Origin of the sequence: Lentzea sp. (assembly GCF_035525475.1) — a bacterium.
GTDB lineage: Bacteria > Actinomycetota > Actinomycetes > Mycobacteriales > Pseudonocardiaceae > Lentzea.
Window position 1 is genome coordinate 26057 of sequence record NZ_DATLEC010000118.1, and the last position, 20285, is coordinate 46341.

General features: G+C 71.0%; 21 protein-coding genes. 16 read left to right on the forward strand and 5 right to left on the reverse strand.

All coding sequences use genetic code 11. From position 1 onward, the window contains the following. Positions 1 to 13: 13 nt before the first annotated feature. From VM306_RS20555 to VM306_RS20585, 7 genes are read left to right on the forward strand one after another with little or no spacing between them, the layout of a single operon-like run. The gene (locus VM306_RS20555) at positions 14 to 1102 is read left to right on the forward strand and encodes a PLP-dependent cysteine synthase family protein (RefSeq protein WP_325517419.1); all 1089 of its coding nucleotides are present in this window, start codon (positions 14 to 16) and stop codon (positions 1100 to 1102) included. A gap of 54 nt (positions 1103 to 1156) precedes the next feature. Next, positions 1157 to 1462 (forward strand): hypothetical protein, encoded by a 306-nt coding sequence (locus tag VM306_RS20560; protein WP_325517421.1) that lies wholly within the window; start codon positions 1157 to 1159, stop codon positions 1460 to 1462. Then, entirely contained in the window at positions 1459 to 4596 is a 3138-nt protein-coding gene (locus VM306_RS20565; protein WP_325517423.1) for a hypothetical protein, read from the forward strand. Before VM306_RS20560 ends, VM306_RS20565 begins: the two co-directional genes overlap by 4 nt. Beyond that, complete coding sequence (locus VM306_RS20570; protein WP_325517425.1) at positions 4596 to 5015, forward strand: hypothetical protein; 420 nt, start codon at positions 4596 to 4598, stop codon at positions 5013 to 5015. Before VM306_RS20565 ends, VM306_RS20570 begins: the two co-directional genes overlap by 1 nt. Then, the gene (locus tag VM306_RS20575) at positions 5012 to 5995 is read left to right on the forward strand and encodes a hypothetical protein (protein WP_325517427.1); all 984 of its coding nucleotides are present in this window, start codon (positions 5012 to 5014) and stop codon (positions 5993 to 5995) included. Before VM306_RS20570 ends, VM306_RS20575 begins: the two co-directional genes overlap by 4 nt. After that, positions 5995 to 6444 (forward strand): hypothetical protein, encoded by a 450-nt coding sequence (locus VM306_RS20580; RefSeq protein ID WP_325517429.1) that lies wholly within the window; start codon positions 5995 to 5997, stop codon positions 6442 to 6444. The genes VM306_RS20575 and VM306_RS20580 overlap by 1 nt, the downstream gene beginning before the upstream one ends. Further along, entirely contained in the window at positions 6444 to 6845 is a 402-nt protein-coding gene (locus VM306_RS20585) for a hypothetical protein (RefSeq protein ID WP_325517431.1), read from the forward strand. Before VM306_RS20580 ends, VM306_RS20585 begins: the two co-directional genes overlap by 1 nt. Positions 6846 to 6848: 3 nt before the next feature. Here VM306_RS20585 and VM306_RS20590 read toward each other — a convergent pair whose 3' ends face one another. From VM306_RS20590 to VM306_RS20605, 4 genes are all read right to left on the reverse strand, one after another. Further along, positions 6849 to 7721, reverse strand: coding sequence for a 1,4-dihydroxy-2-naphthoate polyprenyltransferase (locus VM306_RS20590; RefSeq protein ID WP_325517433.1), 873 nt, complete (start codon positions 7719 to 7721; stop codon positions 6849 to 6851). A gap of 47 nt (positions 7722 to 7768) precedes the next feature. Continuing rightward, positions 7769 to 8875 (reverse strand): hypothetical protein, encoded by a 1107-nt coding sequence (locus tag VM306_RS20595; protein WP_325517435.1) that lies wholly within the window; start codon positions 8873 to 8875, stop codon positions 7769 to 7771. Positions 8876 to 8963: 88 nt separating this feature from the next. Next, entirely contained in the window at positions 8964 to 9995 is a 1032-nt protein-coding gene (gene menE, locus VM306_RS20600) for an o-succinylbenzoate--CoA ligase (RefSeq protein WP_325517437.1), read from the reverse strand. Between the two features lie 26 nt (positions 9996 to 10021). Beyond that, positions 10022 to 10924, reverse strand: a complete 903-nt coding sequence (locus VM306_RS20605) for a 1,4-dihydroxy-2-naphthoyl-CoA synthase (protein ID WP_325517439.1) — start codon at positions 10922 to 10924, stop codon at positions 10022 to 10024. A gap of 73 nt (positions 10925 to 10997) precedes the next feature. Here VM306_RS20605 and menD point away from each other — a divergent pair, with 73 nt between their 5' ends. Genes menD through VM306_RS20620 form a run of 3 tightly spaced genes read left to right on the forward strand, consistent with a single transcriptional unit; the run spans position 10998 to position 14919 of the window. Next, positions 10998 to 12572, forward strand: a complete 1575-nt coding sequence (gene menD / locus VM306_RS20610; protein ID WP_325517441.1) for a 2-succinyl-5-enolpyruvyl-6-hydroxy-3-cyclohexene-1-carboxylic-acid synthase — start codon at positions 10998 to 11000, stop codon at positions 12570 to 12572. Between the two features lie 54 nt (positions 12573 to 12626). Next, positions 12627 to 14129: a M1 family metallopeptidase gene (locus VM306_RS20615; protein ID WP_325517443.1), complete on the forward strand. Its 1503-nt coding sequence runs from the start codon at positions 12627 to 12629 to the stop codon at positions 14127 to 14129. A gap of 40 nt (positions 14130 to 14169) precedes the next feature. Further along, positions 14170 to 14919, forward strand: coding sequence for a 3-oxoacyl-ACP reductase family protein (locus VM306_RS20620; RefSeq protein ID WP_325517445.1), 750 nt, complete (start codon positions 14170 to 14172; stop codon positions 14917 to 14919). A 9-nt stretch (positions 14920 to 14928) separates the two neighbouring features. On the opposite strand, the gene VM306_RS20625 is transcribed toward VM306_RS20620, so the two are convergent. Further along, complete coding sequence (locus VM306_RS20625) at positions 14929 to 16161, reverse strand: isochorismate synthase (RefSeq protein WP_325517447.1); 1233 nt, start codon at positions 16159 to 16161, stop codon at positions 14929 to 14931. 166 nt (positions 16162 to 16327) lie between these two features. On the opposite strand from VM306_RS20625, the gene VM306_RS20630 reads away from it, so the two are divergent. The 6 genes from VM306_RS20630 to paaE all read left to right on the forward strand — a co-directional run. After that, positions 16328 to 16672 carry a DUF3592 domain-containing protein gene (locus VM306_RS20630; protein WP_422655552.1) on the forward strand — a complete coding sequence of 115 codons (345 nt, stop codon included), beginning with the start codon at positions 16328 to 16330 and terminating at the stop codon, positions 16670 to 16672. A 10-nt stretch (positions 16673 to 16682) separates the two neighbouring features. After that, on the forward strand, positions 16683 to 17624 hold the full coding sequence (gene paaA, locus VM306_RS20635; RefSeq protein ID WP_325517451.1) for a 1,2-phenylacetyl-CoA epoxidase subunit PaaA: 942 nt from the start codon (positions 16683 to 16685) through the stop codon (positions 17622 to 17624). Beyond that, on the forward strand, positions 17621 to 17905 hold the full coding sequence (gene paaB / locus VM306_RS20640) for a 1,2-phenylacetyl-CoA epoxidase subunit PaaB (RefSeq protein ID WP_089915556.1): 285 nt from the start codon (positions 17621 to 17623) through the stop codon (positions 17903 to 17905). The genes paaA and paaB overlap by 4 nt, the downstream gene beginning before the upstream one ends. Beyond that, complete coding sequence (gene paaC, locus VM306_RS20645; protein WP_325517454.1) at positions 17902 to 18786, forward strand: 1,2-phenylacetyl-CoA epoxidase subunit PaaC; 885 nt, start codon at positions 17902 to 17904, stop codon at positions 18784 to 18786. Before paaB ends, paaC begins: the two co-directional genes overlap by 4 nt. Then, positions 18783 to 19274 carry a 1,2-phenylacetyl-CoA epoxidase subunit PaaD gene (paaD, locus tag VM306_RS20650; protein WP_325517456.1) on the forward strand — a complete coding sequence of 164 codons (492 nt, stop codon included), beginning with the start codon at positions 18783 to 18785 and terminating at the stop codon, positions 19272 to 19274. Before paaC ends, paaD begins: the two co-directional genes overlap by 4 nt. Position 19275: 1 nt before the next feature. Continuing rightward, positions 19276 to 20285: 1,2-phenylacetyl-CoA epoxidase subunit PaaE (gene paaE, locus VM306_RS20655; protein WP_325517458.1), on the forward strand; the 1010-nt coding region annotated here is incomplete at its 3' end.

Sequence of the window (20285 nt, forward strand, 5' to 3'; positions counted from 1 at the left end):
TTATCGTGCCCGCGTGAGTACTTCCGTTGACCGGTGTTGCAGCAGGACCAGGCACTGGGTGCGCGAGGCCGTCGGGATCATCGAGGCGGACGCGAACCGCAGCGCCGACACCCACCTGCTGCGCTACCCGCTCCCTCCCGACTGGGGCATCGACCTCTACCTGAAGGACGAGTCGACCCACCCCACGGGTTCGTTGAAGCACCGGCTGGCGCGCTCGTTGTTCCTCTACGCGATCTGCAACGGCTGGATCACCGGCGGCACGCCCGTGATCGAGGCCTCCTCCGGGTCCACGGCGGTGTCCGAGGCGTACTTCGCCCGGCTGCTGGGGCTGCCGTTCATCGCCGTGATGCCCCGCTCGACCTCGGCGGAGAAGGTCGCGCTGATCGAGCGGCAGGGCGGCCGGTGCCACTTCATCGACGAGCCGTCGGCGCTCTACGACGAGTCGCGGCGGCTGGCGTCCGAGCTCGGCGGCCACTTCATGGACCAGTTCACGCACGCCGAGCGCGCGACGGACTGGCGGGGCAACAACAACATCGCCGAGTCGATCTTCGAGCAGATGCGGCTGGAGCCGTCACCGGAGCCGGAGTGGGTGGTCGTGGGCGCCGGCACGGGCGGCACGTCGGCCACGATCGGCCGGTACATCCACTACCAGAAGCGCGACACGCGGCTCGCCGTCGTCGACCCCGAACACTCGGTCTTCTTCGACGCCTGGCGCGACCACGACCGCGGCCTGGTGGCCACGCGCGGCTCCGGCATCGAGGGGATCGGGCGGCCGCGGGTGGAGCCGTCGTTCATCGGCGAGGTGATCGACCGGATGATCAAGGTGCCGGACGCGGCCTCCATCGCGACGATCCGGTACGTGGAGGACCTGCTCGGGCGCCGCGTGGGCGGCTCCACCGGCACGAACCTCTGGGGAGCGTTCCAGATCGTGGCCGAGATGCGGCAGTCGCGCACCCGCGGGAGCGTGGTCACCCTGCTCTGCGACGGCGGCGAGCGTTACGCGAACACCTATTACGACGACTCATGGGTAGCGGCCCAGGGCATGGACCTCGCTCCGTGCCTCGACCGCCTGAACAACTTCCACCGCACGGGGAACTGGTGACGAGCGTGCTGCGTCACAGCGTGACCTGAGCACCTGAGTCCGCAGGGGGGACCTGTGTCGTCGCTGTTCACCGACGCGGCCGAGCTGCGCGCGTACGCCGAGTACCTGCGCACCGAGGCACAAGAGTTCGAGACGATCCGCAAGTACGTCCACGCGACGGCGTGCGACAAGGCGGGCTTCACCGGCCTGCTGACGTTGCTGCAGCCGGGCGTGGACGTCGTGCGCGCGCTGTTCGACGAGACGCTCGACTTCGGCAAGTCGAAGCTCGAGGGCACGGCGTCCGCGGTCGAGGCGACGGCCAAGGTCTACGAGGACGTCGACAGGGCTCAGATGACGATCTTCAACGGGATCCTGAAGTGACGGCCGCGGCCTACCGGGACCCGCGCCCGGTGGTTGCTTCGCTGAAGCAGCCCGACGTCGACACGGCCTCCCTGAACGACGTCCTGCGGGACCAGGGCTGGGGCGTCCAGGCCGTCAACTGGGTGTTCGAGGCCGTGACGGGCGAGAGCCTGGTCTCCACGATCATCACGCCGATCACCGGCGACTGGTCGAAGATCCGCGCCGACGGCGACGCGTGGCGCATGGTCGGCAACGCGATGAACGACGTCTCGTACAACCTGACCGACGCCGTCGGCAAGGTGCGCGGCCACTGGGACGGCGACGCCGCTCGCGCCCACGAGAAGTACATCGCGCTGGGCTGGAAGGCCGGTCTCCTGGCGGAGATGGGCGTCGCCCAGATGATCGCCAAGGGCTTCGACACGGTCGCGTCCGGCGCCGAGGCCCTGGGCAAGCAGGCAGCGCGCCTGCTCGACTACCTGGTCAACAAGCTGCTCGAGGCCGCCGCCACCGTCTGGATCCCCGTGGCGGGCTGGATCAAGGCCGCCGAGATGGTCTGGAACGCCTACCAGATCTACCGCCGTGTCATGGACATCATCGACACGGTGCAGAAGCTCATCGCCGACGTGAAGTCGCTCTTCGACGCCGTGGGCCGCGTCTTCTCTGCCATCGGCAAGCTGAAGGACGCCGACTCCCTCGCCGAGGCCATGAACGCCACCCAGGAGGTGGCGGAGGCCGGTCGCGACGTCCGCAACGCGGTCAACGACATCCGCGACGACATGACGTCCATCAAGGAGTCGGCCACCGAGATCGCCGACCGCGGCAACGACATCGGCTCGAAGGTCCGCGAGGTCTACACGCCACCGGGCACGGCCGACGGCACGAAACCGGCGGCCGCCTCCGCCGTGGCCCCCGGCGGCGCCCCGGTCTCCGCACCCCCCACCGTGCACGGCGGCCCCGACACCACCGCCACGCACGCCGCGGCCGCGGCAGGCCCCAGCGTGTCCGCACCGCCGTCGCTGGGTTCCGGCGGTGGTGGCGGCGGTATGCCGACGGGTGGCGTTCCGGCCGGCGGTCACTCCGGCTCCGGTTCCGGCGGCGTGCCGTCCGGCGGCCACGCCCCGTCCGGTGCCCCGCCCCGCCTCGACACGACCCACACGGCAGGCGCGGCCCCGGCCGTCGCCCCGCCGTCCCACCAGACGACCCCCATGGCCGGCGCGATGCCGATGGGCGCCCCGATGGGGGGTGGCGCGGGCGGCGACCAGACGAGGAGCTCCGGCTCCCGTCCCGGCGCGGGCGGCGTCCCGGCCTTCCCGTCGGCGGGCTCGCAGACCGGCGGGGCCAAGCCCGCCACCGGCCTGCCGACGCCTCCGACCCAGAGCCAGGGCCTCCCGACCCCGCCCAGCCACGCGAACACGGGCTCCGGCACGGGCACCGGCGGCGCGCGCCCCGGTTCCGGCCTGCCGACGCCTCCCGGCTCGCACTCGACGCCTGGTGCGCCCGGCTCGCACTCCACGCCGGGCACCTCGGGCTCACACGCGGCTCCGGGCGCTCCTGGCTCGCACTCCACGCCGGGCACGCCTGGCTCGCACCCGACTCCGGGCACGCCTGGCTCGCACCCGACGCCGGGCACGCACCCGACGCCGGGTTCGGGCAGCAGCCTGCCGACGCCTCCCGGCCACACGTCCGGCACGGGCGAGCACTCGACGCCGGGCGGTTCCGGCTCGGGCCTGCCCACCCCTCCCGGACACCCGAGCGCGAGCACCGGCACGGCAACGCCCCCGGCGCCTTCCCACGCGGGTGGCGGCCTCCCGTCGCCTCCGGGACACCCGAGCCCGTCGGACCACTCGACGCCGAGCTCAGGCGGTGGCCTCCCGTCGCCTCCCGGTCACCCCGCGCCGAGCGCGGGCGGCGGCCTGCCCTCGCCTCCCGGACACCCGAGCCCGACCACGGACCACTCGGCCCCGAGCGGTTCCGGTGGCGCGCCCTCGCACGACCAGTCCACCCCGCGCCCTCACGACACGACGCCCAACGGCTCGACGGACACCAAGCCGCACGACGCGCCGCGCGACACGTCCGACGGCACCAAGCCCCACGACACCGACACGAAGCCCCACGACGGTGACGCCAAGCCGCACGACGACACCAAGCCCCACGGCGACGACACGAAGCCGCACGACACCGACACCAGCGGCGCCGACGCCACCCAGCCCCACGACGTCCAGCCCCACGACCCCCAGCCCGACCACGACGCACCCCCGGCCGACCACACGACCGACCCCAGGCCGGGCAACGACGACGCCACCCCCGCCCACACCGAGAACGGCGACGGCGCCACCCCGCCACCGCCCACCGGCCCCGACCTCAAGGGCCACTTCGACGCGGCGGCCATGGCGGCGCAGGGGCAGGGCTACCAGCACCAGCTCGACCAGATCCTGCCGAACCAGGCGGACCGCGACCGGTACGTCGAGCTGAGCCAGAGGCTGTCCACCGACCTGAGCGCCGACGAGGCCCGGCACGTGGCCGACGTCCGCAACCAGATCCAGGTCGGCAGCGGCGACATCGTCACCAAGGCCCTCAACCAGGGCGCGCTCAGCACCTACCTGCCCGACCAGCCGCACGCGCCGGGCAGCAAGCAGGAGACCTGGCAGAACCAGATGGGCGGCTCGATCGCCCGCGGTCAGGACGTGGTCGTCGACAACACGCCGCAGGGCCTGCGGGACGGTCTCGCGCTCGACGACAAGGGCAAGGGCTGGACGCCCATCCCCGAGGGCGCGCAGACCGCGATGCAGCTGCGGTACGAGGTGACCGACCAGAACGCCGGCAACCACAACGTGCCGTTCGGCGGGCCGAAGAAGGACGTGCCGGACTTCACCCAGCCAGGGCCGTACCCGGAGTCCCACTACCAGTCGCCGCAGGAGCAGGCGCACTACGAGGCGTCGCAGAAGCAGATGGCGGCGGCCGGCGGCAGTGCCCAGGTCTACGACGGCTACGACCCGTTCACCGGCACCGGCTCCACGATGGGCGGCATGCCGGAGTGGCGCGTCGACGGTGGCACGCCGTTGCCGGATCGTGCCGAGATCTGGCAGGTGCACGCGGACGGCTCTGAGAAACTGCACGCCGTGTACGACCGCAAGTTCGGCTGGACGAAGCTCTGATGACCCACTACTCCCAGGAGATGGCCGAGTACCGCGGTGAGGTGTTCTTCGCGGGCAGCGAGGACGCGCACCACGTCTGGATCCGCAAGATCCCCGGCGTGACCTACGCCAACGACGAGCGGTTCGAGACCTACAACGGCCGTGAGCTCAAGACGGTGGCCGTGACGGACCTCGACGCCTGGTACGAGGAGCGGATGACGGCCACCTGGCGCGGTCAGCCGTTCAACGTCGTCGCCACGCACGACGGCAAGGCCGAGGCCGGGTACGCGGGCGGCGAGTACGTCTGGGCGCAGCAGAACGGGCTCGACGGCGACCAGTACAACGGCTACACGGGCACGCTCGACGTCGACGAGCTCCACGACGTGCAGGTCGACCGCACCGACTTCCTGGCGCGGTGGAAGGAGAAGGACCCGGGATGAGCACCCCTCAGGCCGTGCGCAAGGCCGCCGGCATCGGGCCGGAGACGATCCTGCAGAAGATCGTCCACCCGGCCGTCGCGCAGCTCTACCTGGGCAACGTCGTCGTGCCGGGCAAGTTCGAGCCGCACCGCGCCGCCGGGTTCGTCACGCGCGGGCAGGATTTCCCGCAGGGCACGTCGGACCAGTTCGCTGAAGCGTTCGGCGTGGACAAGGTCGCGGACTGGCCCCGCGGCACGCAGTACCTGCTGCGGTTCCTCGCGCACACCACCGAGCTCTTCGACACGAGCTTCGGCGGTCCCACGCTCGACGGCGCGCAGAAGATGGGCACGACCCGCGTCTACCCGCTGCCGTTCACCGGCACCGGCTACACGCCGAGCGCGAACCCCATCCCCGAGTACGTCATGGAGCTCGCCGAACTCCCCGCGGGCACCGAGTTGTGGCGGTTCGAGCCGGACGGCCGGGGCCGCAGCGTCGGCAAGTACCTCAACCGCCAGGTCGGCTGGGTGCCCACGGGTGACGTCGGCTTCGGGCCCGGCAGGTACTGGCAGGCGCCGGTCGCGCTGCGGCCGACCGTCCGCCGTGGACTGATCGGCCGGTACCGCGGCCAGGACTTCGACGTCGACTTCGGCCCGACCGCCGGCTCGGTGCTGCTGCACCCGCTGGCCGGCCAGCCCGCGCCGGAGGACTTCACCGAGGAGAACGGCGTCTGGTTCCTCGAGGTGCCGGACGCGGTCGTCGAGGACCTCCAGCTGGTCCGCACGGTCTGCACGTACCGGGGCGCGGAGTTCGAGATCGTCGGCGTCCTGGGCGAGCAGGCGGTGCTGCACTTCCTGGGCGAGAACCACGAGACCGCACACCAGCTGGGTCTGTCCGAAGTGGACTTCCGGCAGTGGCGCACCCTCGCGCAGCGCGCCGAGGTGAGCGACATCCGCGGGGACGCGAGGCCGGTCCAGCGCGGTCTCTTCGGGAGGGAGAACTGATGACCACCCCGAGCGACAGCTGGAAGACGCCGGAGCTGCGGGCGGCGGAAGCGCAGGTCGACGCCCGGTTCAAGGAGGCGCAGGACCTCGCGAACCGCCTCAGGGAGACGCCGCTGCCGCCGGTTCCGCCGGTCGACTTCAAGGCCATCGCCGCGCAGGTCGAGCGGGCCGCCCAGGAACGGGACGCGCCCGAGCAGCTCAAGGCGCTCAAGCGCAAGGTGGACGCGGGCGAGTTCACGTGGGAGGACGTCGTCTCCGGCAAGGCGGCGCAGGACCCCGACGTGCAGGCCATGCAGCAGGAGAACGTCGCCAAGATGAAGCAGGCGTTCCAGATGCTGCAGGAGGGCATGACCGCCGAGGAGATCATGGAGGCGCAGCGGCCGCGCAGGGGTCCCGACGACGACGGTGACCAGCTCGACCCGGACATCTTCACGGAGGACAGGTGGTGATGACGGCCTGGCGGACACCGGACGTCCTCGCGGCGGAGGACTTCCTCACCGGCACCGTTGCCGACGTGGACCGCGCCATGCGATCCGCGCAGCAGAACCTCCGCGGCAAGGAACCGTCCACGGAGGACATCCGCAGGGTGATGCAGTTCGCGAAGTCGAGCGAGGCCTCACCGGCGCTGCGCCGGCTCGCGGACCGCATCGCGCGCGGTGCCGGGCTGAGCTGGCGCCAGGTCCTCACGGGCGAGGCGAGCCACGACCCGCTGGTGCGTCAAGCCCTCGACGCCGACCGCGCGAGGCTCGACGAGCTGATCAAGGGCGAGACTGCCCCGCCGCCACCCCCGCGCAGGCCCGCGCGGACGGACGACGACGAGCCGATGCAGTTCACCGAGGACGCCTGGTGACCGTCAGTCCAGCACCAGACCGGCGCTGACCAGCACGGCCCACGCGAGCATCGCGATCCCGGTGAACTGCAGCACCGGGATCAGCTCGCGGCCGCCGCGCCCGGCGGCCACGCGGCGCACGGCGGGCAGCAGGACCGGCGCCGCGAGGAAGCCCAGCAACGCGTAGGGCACCCGCACCGTCATGCCCAGGGCGATCAGGAACGGCACGGCCACCAGCGCCAGGTAGAGCCTGCGGGTGTCCTTGTCGCCCAGCACCACGGCCAGGGTCCGCTTGCCCGACACGGCGTCCGTCGGGATGTCCCGCAGGTTGTTCGCCACCAGCACCGCGGCCGAGATCGCCCCCATCGCGATCGACGCCCCGATGCCGATGCCGGTGATCTCGCCGGTCTGCACGTACAGCGTGCCCAGCACCGCGGCCGGTCCGAAGAAGAGGAACACCGCGATCTCGCCGAGGCCCGCGTAACCGTACGGGCGCTTGCCGCCGGTGTAGAACCACGCTCCCGCGATGCACACGGCACCGAACGCGAGCAGCCACCACAGCCCGGACATCGCCACCAGCGCGACACCGGCCACCGCGCCGACGCCCAGCGAGATGAACGCCGCCAGCCTCACCTTCGACGGCTCGGCGGCGCCGGACCCGGTCAGGCGGAACGGTCCCACCCGGTTGTCGTCGGTGCCGCGGATGCCGTCGGAGTAGTCGTTGGCGTAGTTCACGCCGATCTGGAACGCGACCGAGACGACCAGGGCGAGCACCGTGTAGAGCGCGTTGAACTCGTCGATGTGGTGTGCCGCCGCCGCGCCCACGACCACCGGTGCGATCGAGTTCGGCAGGGTGCGCGGGCGGGTCCCCTGGACCCACTGGACGACTGAGGCCATGCCCCACATCCTCCGTCATGGTGCCTGAGGACCCGCCAACGGGTGGATCAGCAGGTAGCCGCTCCGGAGACGCCCGCCACGTAGGCCTTCGCGACGTGCTTGCCGGACGCGATGCGGTACCAGATGTTCGACGTGCCCTGCGTGCCCGTGACCGACTCGCCGGTGAGCTGGCAGGTCACCCGGACCTGCGCGTAGTTCGCCGCGATGCCGACCTGCGACGCCGTGGAGGTCGCGCCGCTGCGGACGTTCACGGTGCCGGCGGCGTCGGAGGTGCGCACCGTCCCGACAGGACCGGAGCCGGTCCACAGGTACGTCACGGTCACCCACCCGTTGTTCGTCAGCTTGAGGCCGTCCCAGAACGTGCCGTCGGCGAGGTCGATGCCAGCCGGGTTCGCGACCTTGCGGCCGGACGCGTCCTTGCCGCCGTTGTAGCCGTCCTCGTAGGCGGCCTGCGCCTCGGGCTTGCCCTGCGGCAGGTCCTTGAACGACTCCCGCGTCGCGGCCGGGTTCCAGTAGTCGTCCTTGGTGTTCCACGGGCCGACGTCCCACACCGGCGCCCACTCGCAACGGCCGTTCGACGCGCACACCTGCACGCTGTAGTTGCCGGAGTTCTTGTTCGCCAGGCCACGCCGCGACGGCAGCGCCACGAAGTGGTCGCGGGAACGGATCACGTGCCCGTTCGCCGTCGTGCCGCCGACGAGACCCTCCCGCGTCGCGTAGACGCGGTAGGCACGACCCGCCGCGGCAGCGGCGAAGTCGTCGGACCTGGCCGGCGCGGTGACAGCCGACACCGTCACGCTGGAAGCCTTGCCGCTGTACAGGACCACGCGCGACTCGATGGTCGACGTGGTCACCGGCAGGGTCACCGGCTGCGTCGCGGACGTCTCGTACCACTCGGTCCACTGGCCGTCCGCGCGCAGGCCCCGCACGTCCACGACGCCGTCGCCGGTCACCGCCGCCGTGACCGCGTTGGCCGGACGGGCGAGTCTGTGCGTGCCGAGCTGGACGAGGCCGATCTTCGGCGACCCGCCCCACGAGACGGAGCGGCCGCTGACGTCGGCCGTCCACTCGTTCGAGGCGGGTTCCGCCTGAGCGGGAGACGCCAGTCCGGCCACCAGCGCGGCGCCGGCGACCAGCGGTAACAGGTAGCGCATGAGAACCCCCATCGCTAACGCGCACGGCCAGGATTCCGCGCGCTTCGCGGGGAGAGTTGCCCTCAGCGGTAAAGGTTCACCTAAAGGGTCACCCGAAGGAGTCGGCGACGGCCGCCCTGTCGACCTTTCCCGGTCCCCGCAACGGCAGCTCGGAGACGAACCGCACCAGCTTCGGCGTCGCGGCCCTGCCCACGGCGTCCACCACGACGGCCTTCAGCTCGTCGAGAGACGGCTCCGCACCCCGTGCGACGACGGCCGCCGCGACGACCTGGCCCCACTCGTCGTCGGGCACGCCGACGACACACGCCTCCAGGACGCCCTCCACGGTCGCCAGAGCCCGTTCCACCAGCACCGGAGGCACCTTCTCGCCGCCCGTGACGATCACGTCGTCCGCGCGGCCCAGCACCTCCAGCCGCCCGTCGCGCAGCCGCCCGAGATCACCCGTGCGGAACCACTCGCCGAACGGCTCCGCGTCGCCGCGGTAACCCAGCGCCAGCACGGGTCCGCTGATCTCGATCAGGTCGTCGGTGCGCACCAGCACGTCCCGCAACGGCTCGCCGTCGTACACGCACCCACCGGCCGTCTCACTCATGCCGTACGTCGTGACGACCTGCACGCCGAGCGCGCGCGCCTGTTCGAGGAGCTTCGGCGGGGTGGCGGCCCCGCCGATCAGCACGCCGTCGAACTGCCGCAACGCCTCCAGGCCCGGCCCCTCGCCGACGGCGAGCCGGGAGAGCTGCGTCGGCACGAGCGCGGTGTAGTGGCGTCCCGGCTGGGTGAGCACCGGCCGTGCGGCCTGCGCGAACCCCATGGCGCGGAAGCCGTCCGACAGGTCGAGCACGCCGGGGCTGGTGCCCGCGATGATCGACCGCACGAGCACCTGCACGCCCGCGATGTGGTTCGTGGGCAACGCGAGCAGCCACGTGCCGGGCCCGCCAAGCCGTTCGTGCGTGGCGTGCGCCGACGAGGTCAGCGCGTCGGCGTCGAGCAGCACGGTCTTGGGCTCGCCCGTCGACCCCGAGGTGGGCACGCCGAGCACGGCGCGTTCCTCCCAGCCCCGCAGAGGACCGTCGACCAGGGGTTCGCCGCCGCCGAGCGCCGCGCGCAGTTCGTCGAGCATGTCTTCGCCGATCAGGAGTGGGCCGATCAGAAGTAGTACGGGTAGTTCGACCAGTCGGGGGCGCGCTTCTCCAGGAACGCGTCGCGGCCCTCGACGGCCTCGTCGGTCATGTACGCGAGACGGGTCGTCTCCCCGGCGAAGATCTGCTGTCCCACCAGACCGTCGTCGATCAGGTTGAACGCGTACTTCAGCATCCGCTGGGCGGTCGGCGACTTGCCGTTGATCTCCCGCGCCCACTCCAGCGCCGTGGTCTCCAGCTCGGCGTGCGGCACGACGGCGTTGACGGCGCCCATCTCGTGCATCTCCCGGGCGGAGTAGGTGCGGCCGAGGAAGAAGATCTCGCGGGCGAACTTCTGCCCGACCTGCCGCGCGAGGTAGGCCGACCCGTAGCCGCCGTCGAACGAGCCGACGTCCGCGTCGGTCTGCTTGAACTTCGCGTGCTCCTCGCTGGCGATCGTGAGATCGCACACGACGTGCAGGCTGTGCCCGCCGCCGGCCGCCCAGCCCGGCACGACCGCGATGACGACCTTGGGCATGAACCTGATCAACCGCTGGCACTCCAAGATGTGCAGCCGCCCCGCCCGCGCCGGGTCCACGCTCTCCGCCGTCTCACCGGAGGCGTACTGGTAGCCGCTGCGACCACGAATCCGCTGGTCACCACCACTGCAGAAGGCCCAGCCGCCGTCCTTGGCGCTCGGGCCGTTGCCGGTCAGCAGCACGCAGCCGACGTCGGACGACATCCGCGCGTGGTCGAGCGCCCGGTACAGCTCGTCCACGGTGTGCGGCCGGAACGCGTTGCGCACCTCCGGCCGGTTGAACGCGATGCGGACCGTGCCCTGGTCGAGCGCGCGGTGGTAGGTGATGTCGGTGAAGTCGAAGCCCTCGATCGGCTTCCACAGCGACGGGTCGAAGAGCTCCTGATCTGCCACAGGTCGAGACTCTAGGCCGCCATCCCGTGGACCAGCGAAGACCCTCTCAGCGCGGTCCGGTGACAATGGGGGGATGAACGGGGCAACCGAGCAGGCGCGGCTGATCGTCGACGAGCTGGTCCGCAACGGCGTGCGCCACGCCGTGCTGTGCCCCGGCTCGCGCAACGCCCCGCTGTCGTTCGCACTGCACCAGGCCGAGCAGAAGGGCCTGCTCACGGTGCACGTGCGCATCGACGAGCGCAGCGCGGGGTTCCTCGCGCTCGGCCTCGCGAAGACGGGCACGCCCGCGGTCGTCACCTGCACGAGCGGCACCGCCGTGGTGAACCTGCACCCCGCCGTGGTCGAGGCCCAGCTGACCGGCGTCCCGCTGATCGCGCTGACCGCCGACCGCCCGGTCGACCTCTACCGCACCGGCGCCAGCCAGACGATCAACCAGTACGACGTCCTCGGCATCCCCACGCTGCACATGCCGGAGGGCGCCGACGAGCCGACCACGCGCGCGTTGGTCTGCCGTGCGATCGCGACCGACGGCCCGTCGCACGTCAACGTGCCCTTCCGGCCGCCGCTGACGCCGTCCGACGAGGCGTGGCCGTCCTCGGGCCGTGGCGGGCCGTGGACTGACACGGACCGCGCGTTCACCGTCGAGACCCGGCCGTCGGACCTGCCCGCCCGCACGCTCGTGCTGCTCGGCGACGACCGTCCGGAGCGGGTGCTGAAGGCGTCGGCGCTGGGCTGGCCGGTGATCGCCGAACCGACCGCGCCCGGTGGCCTGCGCCACGGGTCGTTGCTGCTCAACGCGGGCCTGCCGGAGCACCTGCGGCCCGACGCCGTGCTGGTCGTGGGACGCGTGACGCTCTCCAGGGGCCAGCAGACGCTGCTCAAGGACACCGAGGTCGTGCACGCCGTCGGAGACCAGGCCGCGTGGCCGGACGTGCCCTTCACCGCCACCCGCGCGTCGACCTGGCTGCCCGAACCGGCAACGCTCGACGGCGAGTGGCCGCAGGCGTGGCAGAGCGCGGTGAAGAGCGTGAGCGCGGCTGTGGACGACCTGCTGGACGCCGAGCCGTGGCCGACCGGTCTGCACGTCGCCCGCGACCTCACGCAGGCGGTGCCGGCGGGCTCGCTGCTGTTCGTCGGCTCGTCCAACCCGATCCGCGACGTCGACTTCGCGGGCGAACGGCGTCCGGACGTCACGGTGCACGCCAACCGGGGTGCGGCGGGCATCGACGGGAGCGTGTCCACGGCCATCGGGCTGGCCCTGGACCACGGGGGACCGGCGTACGCGCTGATGGGCGACCTGACGTTCCTGCACGACAGCAACGGCCTGATGGCCGACCACCGGCCGGACCTCACGATCGTCGTGCTCAACGACGACGGGGGCGGGATCTTTTCATTGCTGGAACAAGGCGCTCCGAAGTACGACCGCGGTTTCGAGCGCATTTTCGGCACACCGCACGGGACTGATCTGACCGCTTTGTGCGCGGGCTACCGAATTCGGCACTCCGTTGTGAACGACGAGGAGGAGTTCCGTAGCGCACTTGCGTCACCCGAGGGCCTCCAAGTGGTCGAAGTGCAGGCAAAACGCTCTCACCTGCGCTCGTTGCACGACCGTCTCAAGTCGACGGTGTCAATCGTTTTCAGCAGGTAGGAAACATACGTAAGTCGGTTGGCGGGACTTGATCGTGTGGATAGCGTCCGCCGCATGTCGATCAGATCCAAGGCGACGGCCGCGGTGGCGTCCGCGGCCGCGATGACGCTCTTCGCGGGGACGGCGCTGGCGGCGTCTCCTGGTGCTCCCGGCGCCGGTGATCCGTACTTCCCGACCTACGGCAACGGCGGATACGACGTCTCCCACTACGACATCAGGCTCAACTACAACCCGAACGGCGACCAGCTGTCGGGCACCACGACGATCCTGGCGAAGGCGACCCAGGACCTCACCCAGTTCAACCTGGACTTCCTGCTCCGGGTGAAGTCGGTGCGCATCAACAACGTGCCGGCCTCGTTCGTCTCGGACCAGGGCGAGCTGACCCTCACCCCGCGCGGCGGCGTCCGCAAGGGCCAGGACCTGACGATCGTCGTCACCTACGCCGACTCGCCGTCGACGGTGAAGGACCGCAACGGCTTCACGGCGTGGACCAAGACCACCGACGGCGCCCTGGCCATCGGTGAGCCGGAGATCGCCTCCTGGTGGTTCCCGTCGAACGACCACCCGACCGACAAGGCCACCTTCGACGTCAACGTCGCCGTCCCGAACGGCGTCGAGGCGATCTCGAACGGCACCTTCGCCGGCACGACGCGCCAGATCAACGGCTACACCCGCTGGAACTGGCGCAGCACCAAGCCGCAGGCGACCTACCTGACGTTCCTGACCATCGGTCAGTTCGAGATCCGCCAGTCGACCTCGCCGTCGGGCCAGCCCCTGGTCAACGCCTACTCCGAGCGCCTGGGCGAGAACGCCGACGCGGCCCGCGCCAGCGTCGAGCGCACGCCGGAGGTCATCGAGTTCCTGTCGGAGAACGTCGGCCCGTACCCGTTCGAGGCGCAGGGCGGCGTGGTCACCCCGAACCTCGGCTACGCGCTCGAGAACCAGACCCGCCCGAACTACGACACGGCGTTCTTCCGCCGCGGCGCCAACACCTACGTGGTGGCGCACGAGCTGGGCCACCAGTGGTTCGGCGACTCGGTGTCGGTGCACCACTGGCGCGACATCTGGCTGAACGAGGGCTTCGCGTCGTACATGGAGTTCCTGTGGTCCGAGCACATCGGTGAGGGCACGGCCCAGGAGAACGCGGACTTCACCTACGACCTCTACCCGGCCGACGACCCGTTCTGGAACGTCCTGCCCGGCGACCCCGGTGCCGGCAGCGTCTTCGACGGCGCCGTGTACGACCGGGGAGCCCTGGCCGTCCACGCGCTGCGAGTGGCCGTGGGCGATGAGAAGTTCTTCGAGATCCTGCGCACCTGGACCGCCGAGAAGAAGTACTCCGACGCCACGGTCGAGGAGTTCATCGCGCTGTCGGAGCGGGTGTCGGGGCAGCAGCTCGACCAGCTGTTCCAGACGTGGCTGTTCACGAAGGGCAAGCCGGATCAGGCTCCCGGCCGTGCCACGGACGTGGCCGTCAAGTCGGTGTCGGTGAAGGCCGAGCCCAAGTCCCGCGCCAAGATCGCGCTGACGCACCAGCTGCTGGACGCGCACAGGTAACTCGGTAGCGGACCAGGCCGGTGACGAGCACGATCAACGGGTGCAAACTCGTGTCGCGCTCGTCACCGGCGCCGGTTCCGGAATCGGTGCCGGAACAGCTCAAGCCCTGGCAGCTCTCGGACACCGGGTCGCGGTGGTCGACCGGGCCGACCAGGCCCACGCCGTGGCCGAGCAGATCACCGCATCAGGCGGGACGGCTCTGGCGGTGCTCGCGGACATCAGCGATCCCGACGCCGTCACGCGAGCCGTCGACGAGGTGACAGCCCGGCTGGGCCAGGTCGGGATCCTGGTCAACAACGCCGGTTTCGCCAGGGACAACATGGTCCTGGACATGCCGCTGGCCGACTGGGACGCCGTGATGGCCACCCACCTGCGCGGCGCCTTCCTGATGGTGAAGGCCACCGCGCCGGCCATGCGCGACGCCGGCTGGGGCCGCATCGTCAACATCTCCAGCATCTCCGCGCTGGTCGACGACGACCGCGCCAACTACGTCGCCGCCAAGGCGGGCCTGGAAGGCTTCACCCGCGCCACAGCGCTCGACCTCGCGCCGTTCGGCATCACCGTGAACGCGATCGGCCCCGGCGTGGTGGTGACCGAGATGACCAAGGTGTCCGCCGCCCGTGCGGGCCGCACGCTCGACGAGCACATCGAGGTGCAACGGAAGTCGATTCCGCGAGGCCGCGTTGGCACGCCACATGACATCGCACGCGCCGTGCTGTTCTTCGCGGCAGAGGATGCCGACTACGTGACCGGGCAGGTCATGTACGTCAGTGGCGGGCCTCACGGCTGAGCAGGACGTCTACAGCCCTTCGAGGGCCTCGCGCATGGGCCGCATCTTCGCGTGCGCCTCCTGCACCTCGATGTCAGGATCCGAGTCGGCCACCAGCCCGCACCCGGCGAACAACCGCGCCGTCGACCCCGAGATCTGCGCGCACCGCAGAGCGATCCCGAGCTCCCCGTCCCCGTTGCCGTCGATCCACCCGACCGGCCCGGCGTACCGGCCGCGGTCCATCCCCTCCAGCTGCGAGATCAGCTGGTTCGCGTCGAGCCGGGGCGTCCCGCCCACGGCGGCTGTCGGGTGCACGGCCGACCCGAGGCGCAGTAACGACACCGGGGACTCCAGGGTGCCGATCACGTCGCTGGACAGGTGCGACACGTTCGGCAGTCGCAGGACCGAGGGCCCCTCGACCGACATGGTCGTGCAAAAGGGCCGCAACGTGTCCGCCAGCGACCGGATCGCGTAGTCGTGCTCTTCGAGGTTCTTCTCGGAGGACATCAACGCCGCCGCGAGGTCCTCGCTGGAGACTCCGTCATGCGGCCACGTGGTCCCGGCCAGCACTCGTGAGTCCACGACCGACCCGGTGCGTCGCAGCAGCAGCTCTGGCGTAGCGCCGACGAGTCCGTCGACCGCGTACGCCCAGCACTCCGGATAACGCCGGGCCAGCCCCTGCAACACGAACCGCTGGTCCAGCGGGCGGTCCGTCACCGCCACCAGGTCGTGCGCCAGGACGACCTTGTCCAGCTCCCCGGACCGCATCCTGGCGACGGCCGTGCGCACCGCCTCGCGGTACCGCGTGACCGGCAGCTGGCCGTTCGCGTACCGGACCGTCGACGGCCGCGTCAGCGGCTCGACGAAAGGGGAGGGGTCCGAGGCGCCGATCGTGGTGACCCACTGCTCGCCGTTGCGGCGGCCGACCACGACCTCCGGCACGATCAGCACCGAGTGGCCGGGGGAGTCGGCGAAGGCCATCGACACGAACGCAACGGGGCCGCTGCCCGGCACGCCCAGCTCGTCGTCGACGTCGAGGTGCGAGACGAACTCCTGCCACCACTTGTCGGCCTGCGCGAAGCGGTCGGGGCCGCTGACCTCCAGTCGCGCCGCCTCGCCCCAGCCGACCAGGCCCGACCCGTCGCGCACCCAGGCGAGCGAGTGCTCCGGGGTCGGCAGCAGGCCGAGCAGGTCGCCGGCGGTGTCCCGGCTCGACCGAACGCGGATCCGCTGCCGTGCTCGCGATGTGGGTGCTGAGGTCACGCTCTCGACTGTATGGACCTCGACCTGAAAGTGCGGCACCCGCCCGGCTCTAGACTTCTCAGTTGTGGTGGAGGACGCAGTGACCAAGCCGCCGCCCGGCGTACGCGTCCGCCGAGCGGTTTGTCGTGCACTACTCGTCGCGGGAGGCGTGGTCACGCTCGTGTGCGTGCTGCTCCCCATCGCCTGCTGGCGTGACGACGTGGCCATCGAGAAGCACCTGGGGCAGGCGGTCGCCCAGGTCGACTCCGTCGCCTTCAACCGGACCGTTGTGCGCTATGCCACACCGGACGGGCGCGTGATCATCCCCTCCCAGGGCGTGCTCTACCCGTCGGGGCTCTCCGAGGGGGACAACGTCCGGGTCGAGTACGACCAGACGAACCCCGAACTGGTGCGCGTGGCCGGCCGGACGGCGACGCTGAGCCTGTTGCCCGTCGGAACCTTCCTCGTGTCCGTCTGGATCGCCATCGCCGCCGTTGTGACAGTTCTACGCAGATTCGGCACTCAGGTGTAACATCGAGGTCATGGCGGATGACCTGGAGCTTCGCTTCGAGCGCACCGTGCAGGCGGAAGCGCGCATCGAGCCGCGCGACTGGATGCCCGACGGCTACCGCAAGACACTGATCCGGCAGATCGCCCAGCACGCGCACTCCGAGATCATCGGCATGCAGCCGGAGGGCAACTGGATCAGCCGCGCGCCCTCGTTGCGCCGCAAGGCGATCCTGCTGGCGAAGGTGCAGGACGAGGCGGGCCACGGCCTGTACCTGTACTCGGCGACCGAGACGCTCGGCGCCGACCGCGAGGACCTGACGACCAAGCTCATCGAGGGCCGCCAGAAGTACTCGTCGATCTTCAACTACCCGACGCTCACGTTCGCCGACGTCGGTGTCATCGGCTGGCTGGTCGACGGCGCCGCGATCTGCAACCAGGTGCCGTTGTGCCGCACGTCCTACGGGCCGTACGCGCGCGCCATGATCCGCATCTGCAAGGAGGAGTCGTTCCACCAGCGTCAGGGCTACGAGCTGCTCATGACGATGATGCGCGGCACCCAGCAGCAGCGCGACATGGTGCAGGACTCGGTCAACCGCTGGTGGTGGCCGGCACTGATGATGTTCGGCCCGCCGGACGCGGAGTCCACGAACACCGAGCAGTCCATGGCGTGGCGCATCAAGCGCGACACCAACGACGAGCTGCGGCAGAAGTTCGTGAACATGAGCGTGCCGCAGGCCGAGGCGCTCGGCGTGACGTTCCCCGATCCCGAGCTCAGGTGGAACGAGGAACGCGAGCAGTACGACTTCGGTCAGCCGGACTGGGACGAGTTCTGGCAGGTCGTCAAGGGTGGCGGCGTCTGCAACGAGCAGCGCGTCGCGCACCGCCGCAAGGCCCACGAGGACGGCTCGTGGGTCCGTGAGGCCGCCGCGGCGCACGCCGCCAAGCACGCCGTCGCGAAGGAAGGTGCCGCGTGAGCACGTCTTGGCCGTTGTGGGAAGTGTTCGTGCGCGGCAAGCGCGGCCTGAACCACGTGCACGTCGGTTCGCTGCACGCACCGGACGCCGAGATGGCGCTGCGCAACGCGCGTGACGTCTACACGCGCCGCAACGAGGGCGTGTCGATCTGGGTCGTGCCCGCGACCGAGATCACGGCCTCCTCGCCGGACGAGAAGGACCCGTTCTTCGCGCCGTCCGGCGACAAGGTCTACCGGCACCCGACGTTCTACGCGATCCCCGAGGACGTGCCGCACCTATGAGCTTCGACAACGCTTACGAGTCGCTCCTCGGGCACGAGGACGCGCACTGGGCGTTCGGGACGGGCTTCTCCGAGCCCCTCGCCGGCGTCAACCGCGAGTTCCCGGCGGGCGTCGACAAGGACGCCCTCGCCGCTTACTGCCTGATGCTCGGCGACGACGCGCTGATCTTCTCGCAGCGGCTCTCGGAGTGGTGCTCGCGCGCTCCCGAGCTGGAAGAGGACATCGCGCTCGCCAACATCGCCCTCGACCTGCTCGGCCAGGCCCGCATGCTGCTCACGCGCGCCGGCGAGGTGCTGGGCCGTGACGAGGACTCGCTCGCGTACCTGCGCGACGAGCGCGAGTTCCGCAACGTGCACCTGGCCGAGATCGACTGCGGTCCCGGCCCCGGCGGCGACTTCGGTACGACCATCGCGCGCCTGCTGGTGTTCTCCTCGTGGCGCCTGGCTCTGTTCTCGCACTTGCGCGGCTCGGCCGACCCGGTGCTCGCGGCCATCGCGGAGAAGGGCCTGAAGGAACTGGCCTACCACCGCGACCACGCCGCCCAGTGGACCGTTCGCCTCGGCGACGGCACCGACGAGTCGCACCGCCGCATGCAGGCGGGCCTGGAACGCGTGTGGCCGTTCGTGGACGAGCTGTTCGCGACGCACCAGGTCGAGACCGCCCTGACCGGTGTCGCGGTGGACCCGGCGTCGTTGCGGTCCGAAGTGGACGGTGTGCTGGAGGCTGTTCTGAGCGCCGCCGGTCTCACGCGTCCCGCGGACACCCGTGCCGCGCGTGTCGCGGGCATGGCCGGTCGCGACGGCGTGCACACCGAGGCCATGGGCTACCTGCTGGCCGAGATGCAGCACCTGCACCGCTCGCTGCCGGGAGCGGTCTGGTGACGACGGCACTGGAGATCGCGTCGGCCGTGCGGGATCCGGAGCTCCCGGTCCTCACGCTCGCGGACCTCGGCGTGCTCCGCGAGGTCTCCGTTGAGGACGGTCGCGTCGTCGTCACCATCACCCCGACCTACTCCGGCTGCCCCGCGATCGACGAGATGGGCGCCGACCTGCGCCGTTCGCTGCTGGGCGCGGGCTTCTCCGACGTCGAGGTGCGCCTGTCGCTCTCGCCGGCCTGGACGACGGACTGGATCAGCTCGGAAGGCCGCTCGAAGCTGGCCGCCGCGGGCATCGCGCCGCCGTCCCGCATCGGCCCCTCGGTCGCCGGCCCGGTCCCGCTGAACCTCGTGCCGCCGTCGCGCCAGGTCTCCTGCCCGCAGTGCGGCTCGCCGAACACGTCCGAGATTTCCCGGTTCGGCTCGACGGCGTGCAAGGCCCTGCGCCGCTGCAACGCCTGCGCCGAACCGTTCGAGCACGTCAAGGAGATCTGAGTTGTCGCGCAGAGCCGCCTTCCACAAGCTGACGGTCGCCGGCGTCGACCGCCTCTGCGACGACGCCGTGGCCGTCACGTTCGACGTGCCGGCGGACCTGGCGGACGAGTTCGCCTTCACCGCGGGCCAGTACCTGACCCTGCGCCGGGGCGACGAACGCCGCTCGTACTCGATCTGCGCCCCGGCGGGCGCCGCACCGCGCATCGGCGTGCGCCGAGTCGACGGCGGCCAGTTCTCGACGTGGCTGGTAGACCGCCTGGTCCCCGGTGACGTGGTCGAGGTCCTGCCGCCACTGGGCAAGTTCACCCCGACCGGCACCGGCACCCACCACGGCCTGGTCGTCGCGGGCTCCGGCATCACCCCGGCCCTGTCGATCGCCGCGACCGTCCTGGCCACCGGCGCACGGGTGACCCTGCTGTACGGCAACCGCAGCACCAACACGGTGATGTTCGCCGACGAGCTGGCCGACCTGAAGGACCGCTACCCGGCGACGTTCCAGCTGATCCACGTCCTGTCCCGCGAACCACGAGACGTGGAACTGTTCACCGGCCGCCTGACCGCCGCGAAGCTGACGGCCCTGTTCGGCTCCGTCGTGCCGTTCGACGCCATCGACGAGTGGTGGCTCTGCGGCCCGTACGAGATGGTCCAGGACGCCACGGCCGTGCTGCGGGATCGCGGCGTCGCTTCCGACCGCGTGCACCACGAACTCTTCTACGTGGACGCCCCACCACCCCCACCGCGCCGCGCAGAGGCCGTGGTGGACGCCGCCGCGACCGTGACGGTCGTGCTGGACGGCAAGTCGACCACCCTGCCGCTCCCGGCGGACGAACCGATCCTGGACGCGGCCCAGCGCGTGCGCGCCGACCTGCCCTTCGCCTGCAAGGGCGGGGTGTGCGGCACGTGCCGCGCGTTGGTGACCGAGGGCAGCGTCGAGATGAGGCGCAACTACGCGCTCGACGAGTCGGAGGTGGCGGCCGGGTTCGTGCTGACGTGCCAGGCGCTGCCGACCAG

Bases quoted from the DNA above. Each gene is read 5' to 3' on its own strand.
- menE (WP_325517437.1), bottom strand. From the start codon at position 9,995: ATGCTCGACGAACTGCGCGCGGCGCTCGGCGGCGGCGAACCCCTGGTC.
- VM306_RS20595 (WP_325517435.1), bottom strand. From the start codon at position 8,875: ATGCGCTACCTGTTACCGCTGGTCGCCGGCGCCGCGCTGGTGGCCGGA.
- paaA (WP_325517451.1), top strand. From the start codon at position 16,683: ATGGCGGATGACCTGGAGCTTCGCTTCGAGCGCACCGTGCAGGCGGAA.
- VM306_RS20585 (WP_325517431.1), top strand. From the start codon at position 6,444: ATGACGGCCTGGCGGACACCGGACGTCCTCGCGGCGGAGGACTTCCTC.
- paaC (WP_325517454.1), top strand. From the start codon at position 17,902: ATGAGCTTCGACAACGCTTACGAGTCGCTCCTCGGGCACGAGGACGCG.
- VM306_RS20575 (WP_325517427.1), top strand. From the start codon at position 5,012: ATGAGCACCCCTCAGGCCGTGCGCAAGGCCGCCGGCATCGGGCCGGAG.
- VM306_RS20570 (WP_325517425.1), top strand. From the start codon at position 4,596: ATGACCCACTACTCCCAGGAGATGGCCGAGTACCGCGGTGAGGTGTTC.
- VM306_RS20580 (WP_325517429.1), top strand. From the start codon at position 5,995: ATGACCACCCCGAGCGACAGCTGGAAGACGCCGGAGCTGCGGGCGGCG.
- menD (WP_325517441.1), top strand. From the start codon at position 10,998: ATGAACGGGGCAACCGAGCAGGCGCGGCTGATCGTCGACGAGCTGGTC.
- VM306_RS20590 (WP_325517433.1), bottom strand. From the start codon at position 7,721: ATGGCCTCAGTCGTCCAGTGGGTCCAGGGGACCCGCCCGCGCACCCTG.
- VM306_RS20615 (WP_325517443.1), top strand. From the start codon at position 12,627: ATGTCGATCAGATCCAAGGCGACGGCCGCGGTGGCGTCCGCGGCCGCG.